We start from the raw sequence: 17,502 nt of genomic DNA on the forward strand, positions 1-17,502 counted from the left end.
ATTATACAATAAAAGGTGTCCTTTTTGGTTGTTTATCCAGAAAAAACAGTGATTTTTCTTTCAATAAGGGAATTCCCCATTCTGCTGGATGCGCTCTCGGCAAAACGGGGATATTATTTTCTAAAAGCGAAATCTCTGTTCTATCTGTATCAACCTTTGACTGCGCCAAGAGCGATACCTTTTGCATAATATTTCTGGAAAGATGGGAAAATCAGCATAATTGGCAGAATTGCTACAAATGCGATTGCCATCTGGATTCCCGTTGCCGGAATGGTCGATGCAGCTGCTGTCACGTTCGAGTTGGAGCTCTGTGTCAGGAACTGAATATTCTGTACCATCTGGTTCAGAAGGTTCTGTACATTATACAGACCTGTATTCTTAACGATATAGTACAGACCATTGGTCCAGTCATTCCAGTAAGCAAGGCCTGCAAAGGTGCCCATTGTTACCAGGATCGGTTTTCCAAGCGGAAGTACGATTTTCCAGAAGATGGTAAACTGGCTTGCACCGTCAATCTCTGCCGCCTCGTATAATCCATCCGGAATGCTTGTGGTAAAATAAGTACGAATCATCATAACGTTCCATGCAGAAAGCAGGAAGTTTGGAAGCAGCTGTGCAAAAATCGTATCTTTGATATGGAAAGTTCCTGTCCACATGATGTAAGATGGAACGATACCACCGTTGAACAGCATGGTAAAGAATACGAAGAACATCATCACATTTCTGCCCGGAAGATTTTTCACCGACAGTGGATAAGCCATCAGAGCAGACAAAAGGACATTCAGCAGGGTTCCAACTACCGTAACACCAATACTTACTCCATAGGCCTTCAAAATCTGACCTCCGGATTTGATGATGTAGGAATAGGACGCGAGGGAGAACTTCTTCGGAAAGAAGGAGTATCCATTCGCTACCAGTGTGTTTTCATCTGTAATAGAAGACATAAATAACAGAATAAACGGTAAGATAATGGCAAGCGTCCAGATAATCATGACAACGTTTGCTAAAATCTGATATTTGGAAAATGGTTTTTCTTTCATACGTGATCTCCTTAGAACATTGCGTTTTCTTTGCTGACTTTACGTACGATTCCGTTTGCGGTAAGGACAATAATAAATCCGATGATGGACTGATAGAAGCCGGCTGCTGCAGACATTCCGACATTTCCGGATTTCATCAGGCCACGGTATACGTAGGTATCAATAACATTGGTTGCCGAGTACAGAAGTCCCGAATCACGCGGTACCTGATAGAACAGACCGAAATCGGAATAGAAGATACGGCCGACACTCATCAGTGTCAGGGTAATTACGGTTGGTTTCAGGAATGGAAGCGTAATGTTTTTGATCTGCTGCCATTTGGTTGCTCCATCCAGAGAAGCTGCCTCGTACAGAGACGGGTCAATGCCGTTGATGGTAGATATGTAGATCAGACATCCATACCCTACACCCTTCCAGGTATTTACAAAAATCAGGATAAACGGCCAGTATTTCGGTTCTGCATACCAGTTCACAGTATCTTTTCCAAGTGCGCTTAAAATCGAATTATTTACAATACCTGTACTCTGACTTAAAAATGCATATACAATGTAGCCAAGGATAACAGCTGACATCAGATATGGGAACAGGATTGCACTCTGATAAATCTTCTTTAATTTTTTATTGAATGTATCACAGATAAAGATTGCAAAAATAATTCCGACTACTGTGTTCAGAACAATAAACGCCAGATTGTAAAGTAATGTATTTCTTGTAATGGTCCATGCATCCGATGATGCAAACAGAAATTCAAAGTTCGCCAGTCCGCAGAACGGGCTTTTCCAGATTCCCAGACGGGCATTGTACTTCTTGAATGCTACGATAATGCCTGCCATCGGAATATAATTGTTAATGAGCAGATAGATCGCGCCTGGAAGGAACATCAGATACAGCGGAAGGTATCGTTTGAATTTTGCTGCTTTGCTGTGGCTGCTCCCGGATGATGCATGGGATTTTTTTAAAGATGCCATGTTTTTCCTCCTCGTTTCCTCTTTGTTTTCTCGTTTTCTTTGTCGTTGCAAGCATGTTCGAACAAAATTGCTTTGACTATCAACTGTTGTTATTATATAATTTCAATAAACTTTTTAGCAATTCACAAAACTTATGTATCATTGCACTTTTCTTAGAAATGGTATCTATTTTGTACAAAATAACGGAGGTGGCATCCTTGTTTTCGTCAAGACAACAAATTAAACCGTGCGATTGCAAATTTTTTAACAAAATCATGCACAAACACGGGACATATTCGTTGAAAAAGAGAGCATTCTGGTACTGGATACGTATTTTAGTAATGTTCAGTATTTTACTCCTGTTTTTAATTCTGTATATCTCCAAACAGCTTCAGCAGGAAACTTACAACGGGTTGTACCAGACGATGGATCTCTATGCAAAACAATTAAATGGAAATATGAAAACCGCCGAAGACTGTCTCTGGGAATTTGCAAATAACAATACCGATGTTGTCGATACGATCACTTCCAAAAACAGCCCAAACGCAGTGATTTCCCAGATTAAAGCTTCCAGGCTTTTAGACAATACCTTAAGTTACATGACAGATATTGACGGCATGTTCATTTACGGAAAAACAAATGACTATTTTGTCTGCCGCTATAAAAACGGCGGCTCCAACGACTGCAGTACCTACATTAAAAACACGCTGCGGCATTCCAGGGATGCCGCAGGTCTTAATACAAAAACCTGGTATTATATGAAACTGGACCGTCACACGTATCTGGTTCGGATTATCAATGACCTTCATGGCTATCTTGGGGCCTGGATCCGACTGGATGATCTGAGCATTCCTTTTGATAATACCAATACGGTTCTGCTTTTTGCGGATGAGAACGGAATTCCCTATGGAGAAAAAAACTGGTCCAGTGTCCAGCTGTCTACCGATTTTTCCAGCAAAAAGCTTCATCAGATCCGCAGAGAGGACGGAAAGCGGTATCTGCAGGTCGCAGAAGAGTTTCCTCTTTCCTCCTGCTCCATCAATGCACTGATCCCTTTTGAAGAAGTCAATACTCCTATTTTCAATATGATCAAGCTTCTGATCGGAGGTGCTCTGCTGATTTTCGTGGTTTCCCTTTTATGGACTTTTTCCTATGAACACCTGATCTCAAAGCCTCTCTCTCTGATCCGGAAAATGGCATCGCAGGTCAAGGAGGAACAGCAGGTGCCGCACCCGGATCTCTCCAATGAGCGGTGCGAGGAGGTTCTGGAACTCGGTGAGACGCTGAATAAACTGATGAACCGGATTGAAAAGTTAAAAATCAATGTTTATGAGGATAAACTAAACCTGAAGGCACTGGAAATCCAGTATCTGAAATCCCAGGTTGCGCCGCACTTTCTGATCAACTGTCTCTCTGCAATCGGCTCGATGCCGTTCACGGAAGAGGGACGGCGGCTCACAAATGAATTTATTCGCGCGCTGTCGGATCATATCCGCTACACACTGCAGGATAAGACTGCAGTTCCTTTAAGCGAGGAACTGAAATATGTGGAGAATTATCTGAAACTGACGGCGCTCCGGTTCCCGGAATGTCTGAAGTGGGAAATTGATGTAGCAGAAGAATGCAGAAATGCTTCTGTTTTTCCGATTATTCTGCTGATGTTTACAGAAAACACCATCAAGTACAACATGATCATGGGCGAAGAGCTCCGTGTCCGGATCACCGTCAGTCTCGTGGAACGCAATGGTGAAAAATATGTGGTTCTCATTCATCTCGACTCCGGAAGCGGTTATTCTGAAGAGGATCTGGAATACCTGAACCGGCCGGTTTCGCAACAGGTTCACGACTTTGATGGAAAAAAAATCGGAACCTACAATCTGCTCAAACGCCTTTATCTTGTTTATGGAGAAAAAGCCCATGTGCATTTTTCCAATGAACCCGGATGGGGCGCGAAATCAGAAATCACGATTCCATATATTCCATACCGTGAGGATGACGATCCGCCGGAGAGCAAAATTGAAAAATCGGAACCTATTTTTTCACCTGCCTCCGACATACCTCCGGTCCCCGGAAAAAGAAACGAGAGCTAAAGCTTGTTTGAAAAAAGCTTTTCGCTAGCCTTTTGTAACAATTCAGATCCATGCGAAACAGAAGAAAGGAACAGGGCTTTTACAATGAACATTTTAGTAGTGGATGATGAATATTATATCGTGAAAAATATTATCGAGACGACAGACTGGTCGGCACTCGGGATTGAGCAGGCGTTTCCTGCCTACAGCGCCAGCCAGGCAAAACAAATTTTTGAGGGTTCCCAGGATATTGATATTCTTTTGACTGACATCGAAATGCCGCGCGAAACCGGTCTGCAGTTAGTGGAATGGCTGCATGAGAACAATTTTCATCCCATCGTACTCGTTCTGACCGGCCACCAGCGGTTTGATTATGCGCAGGAAGCGCTGAATTTACATATTTTCTCCTACCTGTTAAAGCCAATCGACCCGGACCAGCTCACGGAAAAGCTGGCGGCGGCTGTACAGGAGGTGAAGAAAAATGCGTGGTATGAAAAGGAGCGGCTGAATATGGAAGAGCACCTCTCCACCGACACCTCAGACCCGATCAGCGTCATCAAGGACTATATTCGTTCGCATCTTTCCGATCCTGAACTGGGCCGCACCTCCATCGCCGAGGAAATCCACATGAACCCGGACTACCTGTCCCACATTTTCAGCACGAAGGCAGGAGCATCGCTCAGCAGCTACATCACGGATGAACGTATGGCAGCTGCAAAACGCCTGCTTGCCACTACCGGCTTCTCGCCCCAGCAAATCTGTGACCAGATCGGAATCGCAAACGTTTCCTACTTTTACCGGCAGTTCAAGAAAAGCAGCGGGGTGACACCGCAGCAGTATCGGGAGAGGCATTTTCATGGATAATCACGAGCACTGGAGCGTGCCTGAAAAAGGTCTCCAGCGCGCAAAAAAAAAACAGAGTGTATTGGGATTTTTCGTTCCCATGCACTCTGTTTCATTTCTTACCCGCAAAAATCCGCCAGATCCTCTTTCAGATAATTCTGCGTCTTCTCCAGATCTTTCTCCCGGATGCTCTGCATAATATCGTTATGATGCGCAATGTCCAATGCCGGGTTTACGTTGGACCAGGTCTGCCAGTAAAACTGGGCGTAAGCGCGTTTTAAAACGTTCATGGTGCGTTCAAGCTCCTGATATGCGTAAGCGTTGCCGGAGAAGGAAATCAGCTTCAGATGGAATGCTGTGTTTGCCTCCCAGTGATCCCAGACGCTGTCGGTGCTCTGCTTGCATCTCTCGTCGATTTCGGCGAGCTCCGCCAGGTTTTCTTCGGTGATGTTTCCGATCGACTGGCGAAGGTATCCGCCCTCAAGAACGAGACGGAAATCCAGGATATTCTGTGCCTCCTCGCGGGATACGCTGACGACCTGATAGCCGAAGCGCGGGAAGCTGCGGAGAATTCCCTCGTTGCAGAGCGTTACCAGCGCTTCACGGATCGGCGTCTTGCTGCAGCCGAATTTCTGCACAAGCTCCTGCTCATTGATAATCTGGTTCGGTTTATATTCATCGGTAAAAATGCCGTTCAAAATGGCCTGGTATACCATGTTTTTGAGACTTTCCTGCTGTTTCTTCATCCGGAAAAACTCCTCACTTTTTCATATTCTCGGCGCCGCAGAAATGTGCTCCCGGCGCTGTTTTTTATCATAACAAAATTTTTTTCACTTGTAAATGGCAGATCCCGCGTTTTCCCAGCCTTTGCTTTCCAAAGACCTTTTTTAGAAAAAATTCAGAAAGACATTGTGGCAAACATAATACAAATATGATATAGTATTAGAACAAAGTCGAATAGGTTTCAGAAGGATTCTTACCTTAAAAATTCCCGGAAGAGTGGATAAGCGGAAAGGACAAGGTAAGGAACAAATGAGTAAGAAAGACACTGTTACAAAAGCATTCATGCGTGAAAACACTGTGTTTGCGGACGCTTTTAATTACCTGATTTTCAATGGAAAAAAGGTGATTCAGCCGGAACGGCTGCAGGAACTTGACACAACGGAACTGGTGCAGCTGATCGCAAAAGAGAAAAACAACAAAAATGAGTCCGTTCAGAAATACCGGGACATTTTAAAGGCTGCTGTTATTATGGAGGATGAGAATGCGGATTATCTTCTGCTTGGAATCGAAAACCAGACGGAGATACATTATGCAATGCCTGTCCGAAATATGATTTATGATGCTCTGCAATATGGAAATCAGGTTGCAGCAATTGCAGCACAAAATGTAAAAGAAAAGAAAGCACCGACACGCGCAGAATTTCTGTCCGGCTTCTACAAAGCAGACAAACTCCGGCCAGTCATCACTCTTGTGCTTCATTTTGGAGCGGATCCATGGGATGGCGCTACTTCCCTGCATGAAATGATGGATTTTCCGCTGGAAGAAATGCGGACATTCATTCAGGACTACAAAATTCATCTCATCGATCCGCCAGCGCTTGAACCAGACGAACTCGAAAAATTTTCCACCAGTCTGCGGGAAGTGCTCGGCTGTATTAAGTATTCAAAGGATAAAGAAAAACTGTCTTCCTTTATCCGAAATAATACAAGAATGATGTTAGAAATAAACGCCGCCAGAGTAATTCAGGCAATCACAAACATAACCTTAGATCTTTCAGAAGAAGTGGAGGAAGTAGACATGTGTAAAGCAATTGATGACATGATGCAGGACAGCAGAGAGGAAGGACGCGCCGAAGGAATCGCCGAAGGACGTGCGAAAGGAAAAGCGGAAGGTATTCTGTTTGCACTTACCGGGCTTGTTCGCGATGGAGTTCTGAGCATAAAGGATGCAGCTTTTCGGGCGAATATGACAGAAAGTGCATTTGAAGCCGCAATGAAAAAAATGTAAACCACTCAAAAAAAGGATGTACTGCAGTAATATTATTAATCATTACCGCAATACATCCTTCTCTTTTACTCTGAATCTCAGATCACATATTCATTCGCCTTCTGCATCTGCCATTCCACGAGGTCTGCCAGTGTGATATTGTCCACTACACCGTTAATTGCATCGTTCAGTTTCTGCCACAGCATGACCGTGACGCACTGGTCGGAACGGCCACAGTCGGTGCCGTCTTCGACACAGTCAACCGGAGCGAGGCTGCCTTCTGTCAGGCGCAGGATCATGCCTACGGTGTATTCTTCCGGTTTCCGCTTCAGGGAGTAGCCACCTGCAGGGCCACGGACGCTTTTTACAAAACCTGCCTTATTTAAAATCGAGATGATCTGCTCAAGATACTTCTCGGAAATTTCCTGCCGCTTTGCCACATCCTTCAGGCGCACCGGCTCTCCGGTATTGTTCATCGCCAGATCCAGCATTAAACGCAGCGCGTATCGTCCTCTTGTTGAAACTCTCATTCACATTTCCTCCGAATCTTTATCCTATGACTTATTGTATCCCACATTCTCTACATAATCAATAGGAAATAGGAAATTTCAACGAAGTTTTCTGTAAAGCAAAAAATACGCCTCTGACACGAAATCTTGTGCCAGAGGCGTACGTTTTATTTTACTATAACCTGTTTCTTACTTCTTACTGAACTGCCTTAAATGCCTCATCCAGATCCTCGATGATATCGTCAACATTTTCGGTACCAATGGAAAGACGGATGGTGTTTGGTTTGATTCCCTGATCCAGCAGTTCTTCCTCGGTGCACTGGCTGTGTGTGGTGGTTGCCGGATGGATCACCAGAGATTTTACATCAGCAACGTTAGCCAGCAGGGAGAACAGCTCCAGATTGTCGATGAAGTCTTTTGCTTTCTGTGCATCGCCTTTGATTTCAAAGGTGAAGATAGAACCGCCGCCGTTCGGGAAGTATTTTGCGTACAGTGCCTGCTGCTCTGGATCTTCGGATACAGACGGATGATGTACTTTTTCAACCTGTGGCTGGCTCTCCAGATATTTTACAACCTTCAGTGCATTCTCAACATGACGTTCTACACGGAGAGACAGAGTCTCAAGTCCCTGCAGAAGCAGGAAGGAGTTAAACGGAGAAAGCGTAGCTCCGGTATCACGAAGAAGGATCGCACGTACTTTTGTAACGAATGCAGCAGGTCCAACTGCTTTTGTGAAGCTGATGCCGTGGTAGCTCGGGTTTGGCTCAGTCAGAGATGCGAATTTGCCGGATCCCTCCCAGTCGAATTTACCGCTGTCTACGATCACACCGCCAAGGGTAGTTCCATGACCGCCGATGAATTTAGTTGCGGAATGAACAACGATGTCTGCGCCGTACTCGATCGGACGAACGAGGTATGGAGTTGCGAAGGTATTATCAACAACCAGCGGAATCTTGTTCTCATGTGCAATTTTTGCAAGTGCTTCGATATCGACAACATCAGAGTTCGGGTTTCCGAGGGTCTCGATGTAGATGGCTTTTGTGTTCTCCTGAACGGCTGCGCGAACCTCATCCAGATCGAATACATCAACAAATGTGGTGCTGATGCCGTACTGCGGAAGGGTGTGTGCCAGCAGGTTGTAGGAACCGCCGTAGATGTTCTTTGCGGATACGATGTGATCGCCCTTCTGAGCCAGGTTGATGATGGTGTAGTTGATAGCTGCTGCTCCGGAAGCTACTGCAAGTGCTGCAACGCCGCCCTCCAGTGCTGCCATTCTCTGCTCGAAAACGTCCTCGGTCGGGTTCGTCAGACGACCGTAGATGTTTCCTGCATCCTGAAGTCCGAATCTCGCTGCCGCGTGATCGGAGTTATTGAATACGAAAGAAGAGGTCTGATAGATCGGCACTGCTCTTGCTCCTGTTGCCGGATCCGGATTTTCCTGTCCTACGTGAAGCTGTAAGGTTTCAAATTTAAGATTTCTTTCTGCTCTTGTTTTTTTGCTCATGATTGTATTCTCCTGTTCTGTTTTTCGTTTTTTTATTTCTTTTCATGTTCGATTTTCTATTCTTTATCGGAACCGGTTGTCATCCTGTTCTGTCCATGCTGCAATGCGGCTCCGTTTTCTTTCGGTTTTATCTGCTTACGCTGCAACACATGACATCATAGATCACGATTCGATTCTCTGCGAAAACTGCTCTCATTCTCTTCGCTTCCTCTCGTTTTTGTGATATTTCCTATCTGTTTACAAGGGTTATTATAGCGACAGTCTTCTGTTTTGTCCAATATAGAAAATTGATGGCTGGTTATAGGTTTTTCCTATAACATCTCTTTATCGCCAATATCATTTCTTTTAAAATTCCTATATCCAATCAAGCGGCATAAAACAAGATAACGAACGCAATTCATCTCCCACAAGCTGGGACTCGCAGCTTGCGAAAAGCCTTTTTCAGACACACTCCGGAGGTCAAAGTTTTCTTGTTTCTCTCTTTTTACAGCACAAACTCCCTGTATTTCCGAATTTCTTCCAGATACTGCTGTCCCAGCGCACTGATCGACATACCCTTCCTGGAAACATAACCGATCATCATGTTCTCCTCTGCATGAAGCGGCACAGCGCGGTAATCACTGCCGTTTAATTCCTCACAGATAATGCCGGAGCAGAGCGTATAGCCATTCAGTCCGACCATCAGATTCAGCATGGTCGCGCGGTCATTTGCCTTAATGATTCTCTTATATTCATACGTTGAAAGTACTTCCTCTGCCAGGAAGAACGAATTATTGCTTCCCTGGTCAAATGACAGGCACGGATACTCTTTCAGCTCCTCCATTGTAATCTCTGCCTGATCTGCAAGCGGATGATCCTTCCAGAGATAGACGTACGTTCCACAGGAAAACAGATCGTGGAACTCAAGGTTATTGTCCTTCAGCAGCTTGTTCAGCACCTTCGCATTAAAATCATTCCGATACAAGATCCCAAGCTCACTCTTGAAGTTCTTTACATCCATCAGCACATCGTACGTTCTCGTCTCATAAACCGCAAACTCGTACTCATCCATACCAAACTGCTTCACCAGCTCCACAAACGCCTTTACGGCAAAGCTGTAATGCTGCATCGACACGCTGAATTTTTTCTTTCCCCTGGTGCGGTAAATATAGCGGTTTTCGAGAAGCTGATACTGGTCTGTGACCTGGCGTGCATAACCCAGAAACTCCTCGCCCTCCGGGGTCAGTACCGTTCCATGGCTGCTGCGCTTGAACAGCTCTATTCCAATCTCTTTTTCCAGCTCCTTGATTGCTCCTGAGAGACTCGGCTGTGAAATATAGAGTGCCTTTGCCGCCTCATTCATGGATCTGGAGTCTGCGGCCTGAATTACGTAGCGAAGCTGTTGTAGTGTCATAAGTAAAGTTCCCTTTCTGGTATAAATTGATATGCGAAACTGCCATTCGCGGTGGAGAGAAAATGCCGCGGATGGCAGTGTTTGCTGATATCTATCATTTGTAACCGTTCAAAGCCATGCGAAGATGGCGCTCTGAATCGTTACCATCATAATTTTTTAACCTGAGTCTGTTCCCCTTTATTTGGCAAACAGAGCTGTAGAATAGTATCTGTCTCCGTTATCCGGTAAGAGCACAACGATCGTTTTTCCTTTATTTTCCTCTCGTTTTGCGAGCTGAATTGCCGCATACAGCGCTGCGCCGGAGGAAATTCCTGCAAGAATGGCTTCCTCGGCTGCCAGATATTTTCCGGTCTCGAAAGCATCCTCATTTTCTACCTTGATGATTTCATCGTAAATGCTGGTGTTCAGAGTCTCCGGCACGAAACCTGCGCCGATTCCCTGGATTTTATGCGGTCCGGAAACACCCTCAGACAGTACCGGTGAGGATGCCGGCTCTACTGCTACAATTTTTACTTCCGGTTTTTTCTCTTTTAAATACTCACCCGTTCCGGTGATCGTTCCGCCGGTGCCGACACCTGCAACGAAGATGTCAACCTCTCCGTCGGTATCTTCCCAGATCTCCGGACCTGTTGTCTTTTTGTGGGTTGCCGGGTTTGCCGGGTTCACGAACTGGCCTGCGATGAAGCTGTTCGGGATCTCTTTTGCAAGCTCATCGGCTTTCTCGATCGCACCCTTCATACCCTTTGTTCCGTCCGTCAGAACAACCTCTGCGCCGTATGCCTTTACAATGTTGCGGCGCTCTACGCTCATGGTTTCCGGCATCGTAAGGATCATACGATAGCCCTTTACCGTTGCTGCCGCTGCCAGTCCGATTCCGGTGTTTCCGGAAGTCGGCTCAATGATAACGGAACCTTCTTTTAAGAGACCTTTTGCCTCAGCATCCTCGATCATCGCTTTTGCGATACGGTCTTTGACGCTTCCTGCCGGATTGAAGGATTCTACTTTTGCGATCAGTTTCGCCTGCAGTCCTTCTTTTTCTTCAATTCGTTTCAGCTCCACCAGCGGAGTTTTTCCTACAAGATCTAAAATGCTGTCATATACCTTTGCCATCGTTCATTTCCTCCTGATTCTGCACTTTTTTATTTCCTTATTTCCTATTGACTTTGTATGTTTTAAGTTGTTTCCATCTTATTCCAATCGTTTCGAAATGTCAACACATTTCACTGGTATGATCAGAAAAGATGGTCAGATCAACCGTGCAAGCAAAACACCGACTGTCATTCCAACAAGAGAAGAAAACAAGGCACCCGCCAGAGTATACCGCGTTTTCTTGATCCGAACCGCACCAAAATAAACCGTCATCGTATAGAAAACGGTCTCGGTACACGACATGATAATGGAAGCTGCCCGTCCGGCAAAGGAGTCGCAGCCCGCCTCCTTGTAAAGATCCAGCAAAAGGCTCACCGCCGCGCTGTTGGAAAACAGACGCACAACACCGAGCGGAACCAACGCAGATGGGATTCCCGTCGGTTCCAGCACAGTTCCGAGCAGTTTTCCAAAATCCTCCAGAAATCCCGATGACCGCAAAACTCCGACCGCCGCCATCAGCCCGATCAGCGTCGGCACAATCCCGATCACAGTCCGCATGCCATCCTTTGCCCCGTTCAAAAAATCTCCAAACACATCCTGCTTCATCAAAAGTCCCAATCCGACCACATAAAAGATCAGCAGGGGAACCATGAGATCTGAAAGTACCGTAAGAATACGCAAAAAATCCCCTCCCCGGAAAATATTGCTGAAGATACACTCCATACAACTTATTCCGTGGGTGGGGATTTATGTTTTTATTTCGTAACGATTCAGCGCCATGCGAAATGGGGCTCTGAATCGTTACTTTATTTCACTTTAATCTGAAACAGCCGCGCCATATACGTCTCCGGAAAATGGACCTTCAGTTTTTTGCTGTAATCATCGTAATGGAATACATCTCCGCACGCTTTCGGATAAATACAGCTTACTTCCAGCTCTTTTCCCGGAAAGGCACGATCAAGCGGAACTTCAAAATCCGTCTCTCCGCCGCGTCTCCATACACCAAAGTAAATCACATCTCCGGGTACCCGGATTCCGGCTGCAAGATGCTTGTCCTCATTGTCCGCCCATCCCATTGGCCAGAATGGAACACCATCCTTGATTCCGCTGCGGATCTCTTTGTAACAGTCGATTCCCTCTTTTACCAGTGCAAACCGCTCCGGCGAAATTTCTGCCAGATGACCGCTCTGGTGAATGCGAAGCAGAAGCGCGTTGACCATGTTGAAAATAACTTCCTCTTCGGTACCATCCCGCAATGGGTACGACCAGATCGCAGCCTGCTCCGGCGTTACACCAATCGCCGCATTCGCCGAAATCGTCGCGTAGTTGCGGTAATCCTCCTGATCACTGGTGGACTGAATACTGTTTCTTGCCAGCATCGCATAATCCATCCGAAGACCGCCGCTTGAGCAGTTCTCGATCACGAGATCCGGGTATTTTCTGTAAATGCCATCCAGCCATGCCAGATATGCTCTCTCATGCTCTAAGAGACCATCTCCAAAGCTGTCTGCATCTACTTCCGTACCGATACCAGGTTCGATATTGTAATCCATCTTAATATAGCCGACACCATAATCTCTGACCACGCGGTCGATCACTTCCGTTACATGCTCAACGACCAGCGGATGACGGAAATCAAGCTGATAACGGCTTCTGTCATACACACGTTTTCCATGACGCAGGAAGAAACACTCATCCGGCAGAATAGAAGCCTTTTTACAGTTAATACCCATAACCTCAAGCTCCAGCCATACACCCGGAATCATACCCTTGGAACGGATATAATCTGTCACTTCACGAACGCCGTTCGGGAAACGTTTTCTGCTCTCCTGCCACTCGCCGACACTGTCCCACCAGTTGCCGTCCGCATACCAGCCGGCATCAATGACAAAGTATTCACATCCGGCTTTTTCGGCAGCATCCACCAACGGAAATTCTTTTTCTGTCGTCGGATCTCCAAACAGACAGTTCATGTAATCGTTGAAAATAACCGGCAGGTTCTCATTGTCCTTATTCGGACGGCGAATTCGTCTACGGTACTTCGTTAAGGTACCGATTGCCTCCTCAAAATCATCATGACCGACACCGACAGCCACCGGCACGGTTGTAAAGCTGTCTCCCGGCTTCAGGTTTTTCGACCAGTGCGACTGGATTTCCGTCGGGCCGCTCACAGCCAGGTAAAAGTGGCAGTTCTGATCTCCAATTTCATAATGCCAGGAACCGCTGTGATCGATCTCGAAAAACAAGCTCGCATCTGCTGCGCTGTTCCCAATATATCCCATCGGAATATATTCCTTCGCCGACCAGTTACCCGTATTTGTAATCTCCATCGTCTTCGATGTTCTCTGATAGTTGTGCGGCTGCGTCTGCGCCATGCCAAGATCTGCAAAGCGGTATTTTTTCACCGTCAGCTCCTTCTGCCAGCCATTGTGAACCACTATCATCGACATCTTATCATCTGAGCTGATAAACTCCGGAATGCCCTCTTTCTGCTCTTTTTCGATGCCCCAGTAGCTGAAGCTTGAGATATATTCCAGTGTCTGGTTCTCACTGCCCTCATTCGTCACGGTATTGTACATTCTTGCAACCGGAAGGCCGTCATAAAACTGCATGACCGACTCCACCTTTGCTCCCGTCACATCATCCTTCTGTACAATGCGAAGCAGATCGCCATCTTCGTTTCTTTCTTCCGAAATCGAATCAAATTTCAGCATAAAGCCCGGCGCCGTCACAATATACTTATTTCCGTGCTTTTCATACGGCCGGTTATAACCGGAAAAATTCACCTGTACCAGCTGGAAGCTCTCCTCGATCTGAGCCTCCCTCATTCCCTCCATCGGCCACCAGTTATCCGGCTTCCGGCAGAGATTTTCTGCATCAAACGGTGCACTTGAAAAATGAAACAGCTTTAACGCCTTCTCTTTTGTCACCCCAAACACAATGTGAATTCCATTCACATCATAACAGATCAGCTCCGCCTGAATCGGAGTTTCCATTCGGTCTGTCCATTTCTTCATGTAAAAGCCCTCCTGTAAAAAATCATTTTTTACTTATACCAAAAGCATATAACTTGTCTTTCCTAAAGTCCACCTTATTCTTGCTTTTTCCCCGTTTTTTGCAACGATCGCATGCCAATCCGCCCATCCGTCCGTGATTCCGGTCACAGGGCGTTCGAGCGCCCACTTATTTCACGATACCAAACGTAGCAATCTCAAACTCCCTCAGCGACACATGATAAATACCGTCCGCATCCGGTGTCAGCACATCCTCCTTCTCTTCGATGACATTGCTGCGATAAACCTCTTTCATCCAATCTTCTTTCTTAAAAGAAAGGATTTCTCCCTGCTCCATATGATTCACGAACCGCACAAACAGATCGTCCTTCTTCTGACCTTTCTTAAATGCAGTCATATGAATACCATTGCCTTCAAATGCAAGAAAACTCATCTCTAACGGAAGTTTACCTTCTATCAGTTCCGGTTTCACCTGACCCGGCTTCCGAAGAAATGCTCTCTCCAGTCCGGCCTGCGCCACCGTCAAATCCTGCTGGAACGCATACCCTTCTTCAAATGCAGCGCCGGTCTCCTCCGCCGCATATGGCACAACCTCAAACTCCAGACAGAAGGTTCCAGGCTGCTGTGCCTTCGGTGTCGGGAAGTATCCCCAGTCACCCATCTCCGCAACACAGCGAAGCAGCGTCACCGCAATTGCATTCTCCTGCTCTTCCAGAATCTCATACTCATACAAACCGCGGTTGGCAACCAGAAGACCGCCCTTTTCGTCCTCCATCGCCGCAAAACACTGCTGTCTCTCACATCCGCATGGGTTCGTCCAGGTATCGTTATGACGGTTATTTCTCCGAACCACCTCAAACGCAGAATCCGCCATATGCATCGATGTATGCAGCCCCGTCGGAAGAATCACACGAACCCGGTGATCCTTCGCCTGATTGCAGATGGTGGTAGCCACCCGCAGCCCTTTTGCCGATTTTTCCAGCGTAAGAACCGTTTTCACATTCATTTCAACCAGCTCCAAAGAGCGGTTTGCCACCCGCGTATACGGATCAATACACATCTCGCGCTGCCGCTGCAGCTCTTCACCCATGCCGGACGGAACCATCATTTTGTGGCGGATTTCAACCACTGTACGGAACGCATTTCGCTCCACGCAGGAAACCTCCGCCTTTCTGCCCTTCGTGGAAATCACCTGTTTTCCGGTATCCTGAATATAAATATACTCATTTCCCATATCCCCGGTGTCTTCATAGCAACCCAGGTTCTCATATGTTCTGCCCGTCTTCTTGTCCAGAAGGCTGTAAGAACCATCCTCGTTCACAACAACCTTCATTGCATCATTTTCAAGCACATTCGCGTCACCGGAAACTACGTCCACGTTTTGTAGCTGTTCTGCGGTTTCCAGATAATACGTACGGTATCCAAGAGCCGGAACTTCTGCCTCAAACGTCACCTGTACCTTCTTCGCCATGTACGGCTGACGGAACCGGTCGTCCGGCAGATCGTATCCGAATGCAATCCCCGCATCCGCAATTTTCGCCGGAACTTCATTTCCGTCTGCATCGCGCAGCACCATTGCCGGAAGCTCCACCTGTTCTGCTGCCTCATAGCCATCCCACACAAACAGATTGTAATCCCGGAACACGTGAATTTCTTTCTCCACCACCTGTGTTTTCGCTGTTCCCGATGTATTCCATACCACGAACGGAATCTTCTCACCGTCGCCCGGAAGCGCTGCCGTGTTCACCTTGTTCGTCAGATACTCCACGCTCTCATCGTAAATCGCATCCGCAACCTGTCTGCTCTTCGCAAAACGGGTCTTCATCTCCTCATTGACCTCATCCACGCTGCAGCCGCAGATGCTGTCATGCGGATGATTCTGCATCAGCTTCTTCCAGCTGTAGATCATCTGGTCTTCCGGATAAGCCTTTCCCATAACATCTGCCATCGCAGCTGCCGGCTCTGCTTTCCGCTCCAGCGCTGTCTCACCCGCGCGGTTGTCCACTTTTAATCCGATCCAGGAAGATGCCGTATTGGCCAGCGTCCATCTTCCGTCGGTCTCCTGGCTTGTCAGCTCGCCTTTAACGGTAGAGAAATTCTCGGAGATTTCTTTCTCCATTGCCTCTACATAAGTTTTAAAATCAGAATGAATAAACTCGACATCCGGATACAGCTTTCTCGCCACGCGGATCGCCTCGGTGATATTCTTCTGCAGCGGCTGATGGTCGCATCCGTTCATCATCAGAAGCTGATGGGTTGCTGCGAATTTTCTCGCATCTGCCAGCTTTTTGTCCCAGTAAACCTTCGCTTCCGCCTCGTCTACCGGAATTTCCACGCCGTTATTATACCAGTTTGCAAACAGAATGCCCGGCAGCTTCGTTCCGTCCGGGGATGCCCACATCATCTCAGAATACGTAGACTCATACTGTCCGCCGGTCACCTCGTTGTTCGGTCCGATCGGTTTTACACCGCGTCCGAAAACAACCGCGTCCATACCGGCCTGTTTTAATACCTGCGGCATCTGGCCTGCATTGCCGAACGCATCCGGGAAATAGCCGACATTGCCGACAGCACCGTACTGTTCTGCTTCCTGCATGCCGACCTGAAGATTGCGGACACACGCCTCGCCGCTTGTCAGGAACTCATCCTGCAGAATGTACCACGGACCGGTCTGCAGCTTGCCCTCGCGGATGCATTTTTCCACCTGCGCACGTTTCTCCGGGCGGATTTCCAGATAATCATCGATTGCGATGACCTGGCCGTCCAGGAAAAATCCGCCGAACTCCGGATCGTTCTCTGCCTTGTCCAGAATGTTGTCCACCAGCTCAATCAGTTTCATACGGTGCGATTCAAAAGACTGATACCACTCTCTGTCCCAATGGGAATGGGAAATAATATGTACGGTTGTTTTCATCATTGTCTGTTTCCTTTCGTTCCTTATTTTATAGAAGTTTTTTGTTTCGTTCTGTCAAATTTACTATATTCATTTTGATATATCATATTATAGAAATCAGACGGTATTCTGTCAAGAGTTTTGCTCTATTTTTCTATTTTGATATATCAAGTTTGTGTTTGACTTGTTTTTTCACATACGCTATAATAACA

General features: G+C 46.7%; 13 protein-coding genes and 1 pseudogene. 4 read left to right on the top strand and 10 right to left on the bottom strand.

All coding sequences use genetic code 11. From position 1 onward, the window contains the following. Positions 1 to 149: 149 nt before the first annotated feature. Positions 150 to 1,040, bottom strand: coding sequence for a carbohydrate ABC transporter permease (locus ACY2VT_RS09785; RefSeq protein WP_461879758.1), 891 nt, complete (start codon positions 1,038 to 1,040; stop codon positions 150 to 152). An 11-nt stretch (positions 1,041 to 1,051) separates the two neighbouring features. Next, positions 1,052 to 2,008, bottom strand: coding sequence for an ABC transporter permease (locus ACY2VT_RS09790; protein WP_461879759.1), 957 nt, complete (start codon positions 2,006 to 2,008; stop codon positions 1,052 to 1,054). A 320-nt stretch (positions 2,009 to 2,328) separates the two neighbouring features. Here ACY2VT_RS09790 and ACY2VT_RS09795 point away from each other — a divergent pair, with 320 nt between their 5' ends. Both ACY2VT_RS09795 and ACY2VT_RS09800 read left to right on the top strand, forming a co-directional pair. Beyond that, positions 2,329 to 4,077, top strand: a complete 1,749-nt coding sequence (locus tag ACY2VT_RS09795) for a sensor histidine kinase (protein WP_461879760.1) — start codon at positions 2,329 to 2,331, stop codon at positions 4,075 to 4,077. 84 nt (positions 4,078 to 4,161) lie between these two features. Next, the gene (locus tag ACY2VT_RS09800) at positions 4,162 to 4,920 is read left to right on the top strand and encodes a response regulator transcription factor (protein ID WP_461879761.1); all 759 of its coding nucleotides are present in this window, start codon (positions 4,162 to 4,164) and stop codon (positions 4,918 to 4,920) included. 98 nt (positions 4,921 to 5,018) lie between these two features. Here ACY2VT_RS09800 and ACY2VT_RS09805 read toward each other — a convergent pair whose 3' ends face one another. Further along, the gene (locus tag ACY2VT_RS09805; RefSeq protein ID WP_119198009.1) at positions 5,019 to 5,645 is read right to left on the bottom strand and encodes a GntR family transcriptional regulator; all 627 of its coding nucleotides are present in this window, start codon (positions 5,643 to 5,645) and stop codon (positions 5,019 to 5,021) included. A gap of 286 nt (positions 5,646 to 5,931) precedes the next feature. Between ACY2VT_RS09805 and ACY2VT_RS09810 the strand changes: the two genes are divergently transcribed. Beyond that, positions 5,932 to 6,909, top strand: a complete 978-nt coding sequence (locus tag ACY2VT_RS09810; RefSeq protein WP_461879762.1) for an Rpn family recombination-promoting nuclease/putative transposase — start codon at positions 5,932 to 5,934, stop codon at positions 6,907 to 6,909. Between the two features lie 77 nt (positions 6,910 to 6,986). On the opposite strand, the gene ACY2VT_RS09815 is transcribed toward ACY2VT_RS09810, so the two are convergent. After that, the gene (locus ACY2VT_RS09815) at positions 6,987 to 7,418 is read right to left on the bottom strand and encodes an RrF2 family transcriptional regulator (protein ID WP_461874818.1); all 432 of its coding nucleotides are present in this window, start codon (positions 7,416 to 7,418) and stop codon (positions 6,987 to 6,989) included. Between the two features lie 175 nt (positions 7,419 to 7,593). Beyond that, positions 7,594 to 8,901, bottom strand: a complete 1,308-nt coding sequence (locus ACY2VT_RS09820; protein WP_461879763.1) for an O-acetylhomoserine aminocarboxypropyltransferase/cysteine synthase family protein — start codon at positions 8,899 to 8,901, stop codon at positions 7,594 to 7,596. Positions 8,902 to 9,274: 373 nt separating this feature from the next. Here ACY2VT_RS09820 and ACY2VT_RS09825 point away from each other — a divergent pair. Then, a pseudogene (locus tag ACY2VT_RS09825) lies at positions 9,275 to 9,352 on the top strand (DUF6783 domain-containing protein); the annotation flags it as partial. Positions 9,353 to 9,385: 33 nt separating this feature from the next. Here ACY2VT_RS09825 and ACY2VT_RS09830 read toward each other — a convergent pair. From ACY2VT_RS09830 to ACY2VT_RS09850, 5 genes are all read right to left on the bottom strand, one after another. Continuing rightward, the gene (locus ACY2VT_RS09830) at positions 9,386 to 10,294 is read right to left on the bottom strand and encodes a LysR family transcriptional regulator (RefSeq protein WP_461874819.1); all 909 of its coding nucleotides are present in this window, start codon (positions 10,292 to 10,294) and stop codon (positions 9,386 to 9,388) included. Between the two features lie 177 nt (positions 10,295 to 10,471). Then, positions 10,472 to 11,404 carry a cysteine synthase A gene (cysK, locus tag ACY2VT_RS09835; RefSeq protein ID WP_055226189.1) on the bottom strand — a complete coding sequence of 311 codons (933 nt, stop codon included), beginning with the start codon at positions 11,402 to 11,404 and terminating at the stop codon, positions 10,472 to 10,474. Positions 11,405 to 11,539: 135 nt separating this feature from the next. Further along, on the bottom strand, positions 11,540 to 12,064 hold the full coding sequence (locus ACY2VT_RS09840) for a spore maturation protein (RefSeq protein WP_461879764.1): 525 nt from the start codon (positions 12,062 to 12,064) through the stop codon (positions 11,540 to 11,542). A gap of 125 nt (positions 12,065 to 12,189) precedes the next feature. Next, entirely contained in the window at positions 12,190 to 14,400 is a 2,211-nt protein-coding gene (locus ACY2VT_RS09845) for a glycoside hydrolase family 36 protein (RefSeq protein ID WP_461879765.1), read from the bottom strand. A gap of 166 nt (positions 14,401 to 14,566) precedes the next feature. Beyond that, complete coding sequence (locus ACY2VT_RS09850) at positions 14,567 to 17,314, bottom strand: alpha-mannosidase (protein WP_461879766.1); 2,748 nt, start codon at positions 17,312 to 17,314, stop codon at positions 14,567 to 14,569. Between the last annotated feature and the right edge of the window lie 188 nt (positions 17,315 to 17,502).

It is taken from the genome of Fusicatenibacter sp., from assembly GCF_050872605.1.
Taxonomy (GTDB): domain Bacteria; phylum Bacillota; class Clostridia; order Lachnospirales; family Lachnospiraceae; genus Fusicatenibacter.

Coding starts and splice junctions, on each gene's coding strand:
- ACY2VT_RS09800 (WP_461879761.1), top strand. CDS start 4,162: ATGAACATTTTAGTAGTGGATGATGAATATTATATCGTGAAAAATATT.
- ACY2VT_RS09815 (WP_461874818.1), bottom strand. CDS start 7,418: ATGAGAGTTTCAACAAGAGGACGATACGCGCTGCGTTTAATGCTGGAT.
- ACY2VT_RS09795 (WP_461879760.1), top strand. CDS start 2,329: ATGTTCAGTATTTTACTCCTGTTTTTAATTCTGTATATCTCCAAACAG.
- ACY2VT_RS09805 (WP_119198009.1), bottom strand. CDS start 5,645: ATGAAGAAACAGCAGGAAAGTCTCAAAAACATGGTATACCAGGCCATT.
- ACY2VT_RS09845 (WP_461879765.1), bottom strand. CDS start 14,400: ATGAAGAAATGGACAGACCGAATGGAAACTCCGATTCAGGCGGAGCTG.
- ACY2VT_RS09830 (WP_461874819.1), bottom strand. CDS start 10,294: ATGACACTACAACAGCTTCGCTACGTAATTCAGGCCGCAGACTCCAGA.
- ACY2VT_RS09810 (WP_461879762.1), top strand. CDS start 5,932: ATGAGTAAGAAAGACACTGTTACAAAAGCATTCATGCGTGAAAACACT.
- ACY2VT_RS09850 (WP_461879766.1), bottom strand. CDS start 17,314: ATGATGAAAACAACCGTACATATTATTTCCCATTCCCATTGGGACAGA.
- ACY2VT_RS09820 (WP_461879763.1), bottom strand. CDS start 8,901: ATGAGCAAAAAAACAAGAGCAGAAAGAAATCTTAAATTTGAAACCTTA.
- ACY2VT_RS09785 (WP_461879758.1), bottom strand. CDS start 1,040: ATGAAAGAAAAACCATTTTCCAAATATCAGATTTTAGCAAACGTTGTC.
- ACY2VT_RS09790 (WP_461879759.1), bottom strand. CDS start 2,008: ATGGCATCTTTAAAAAAATCCCATGCATCATCCGGGAGCAGCCACAGC.
- cysK (WP_055226189.1), bottom strand. CDS start 11,404: ATGGCAAAGGTATATGACAGCATTTTAGATCTTGTAGGAAAAACTCCG.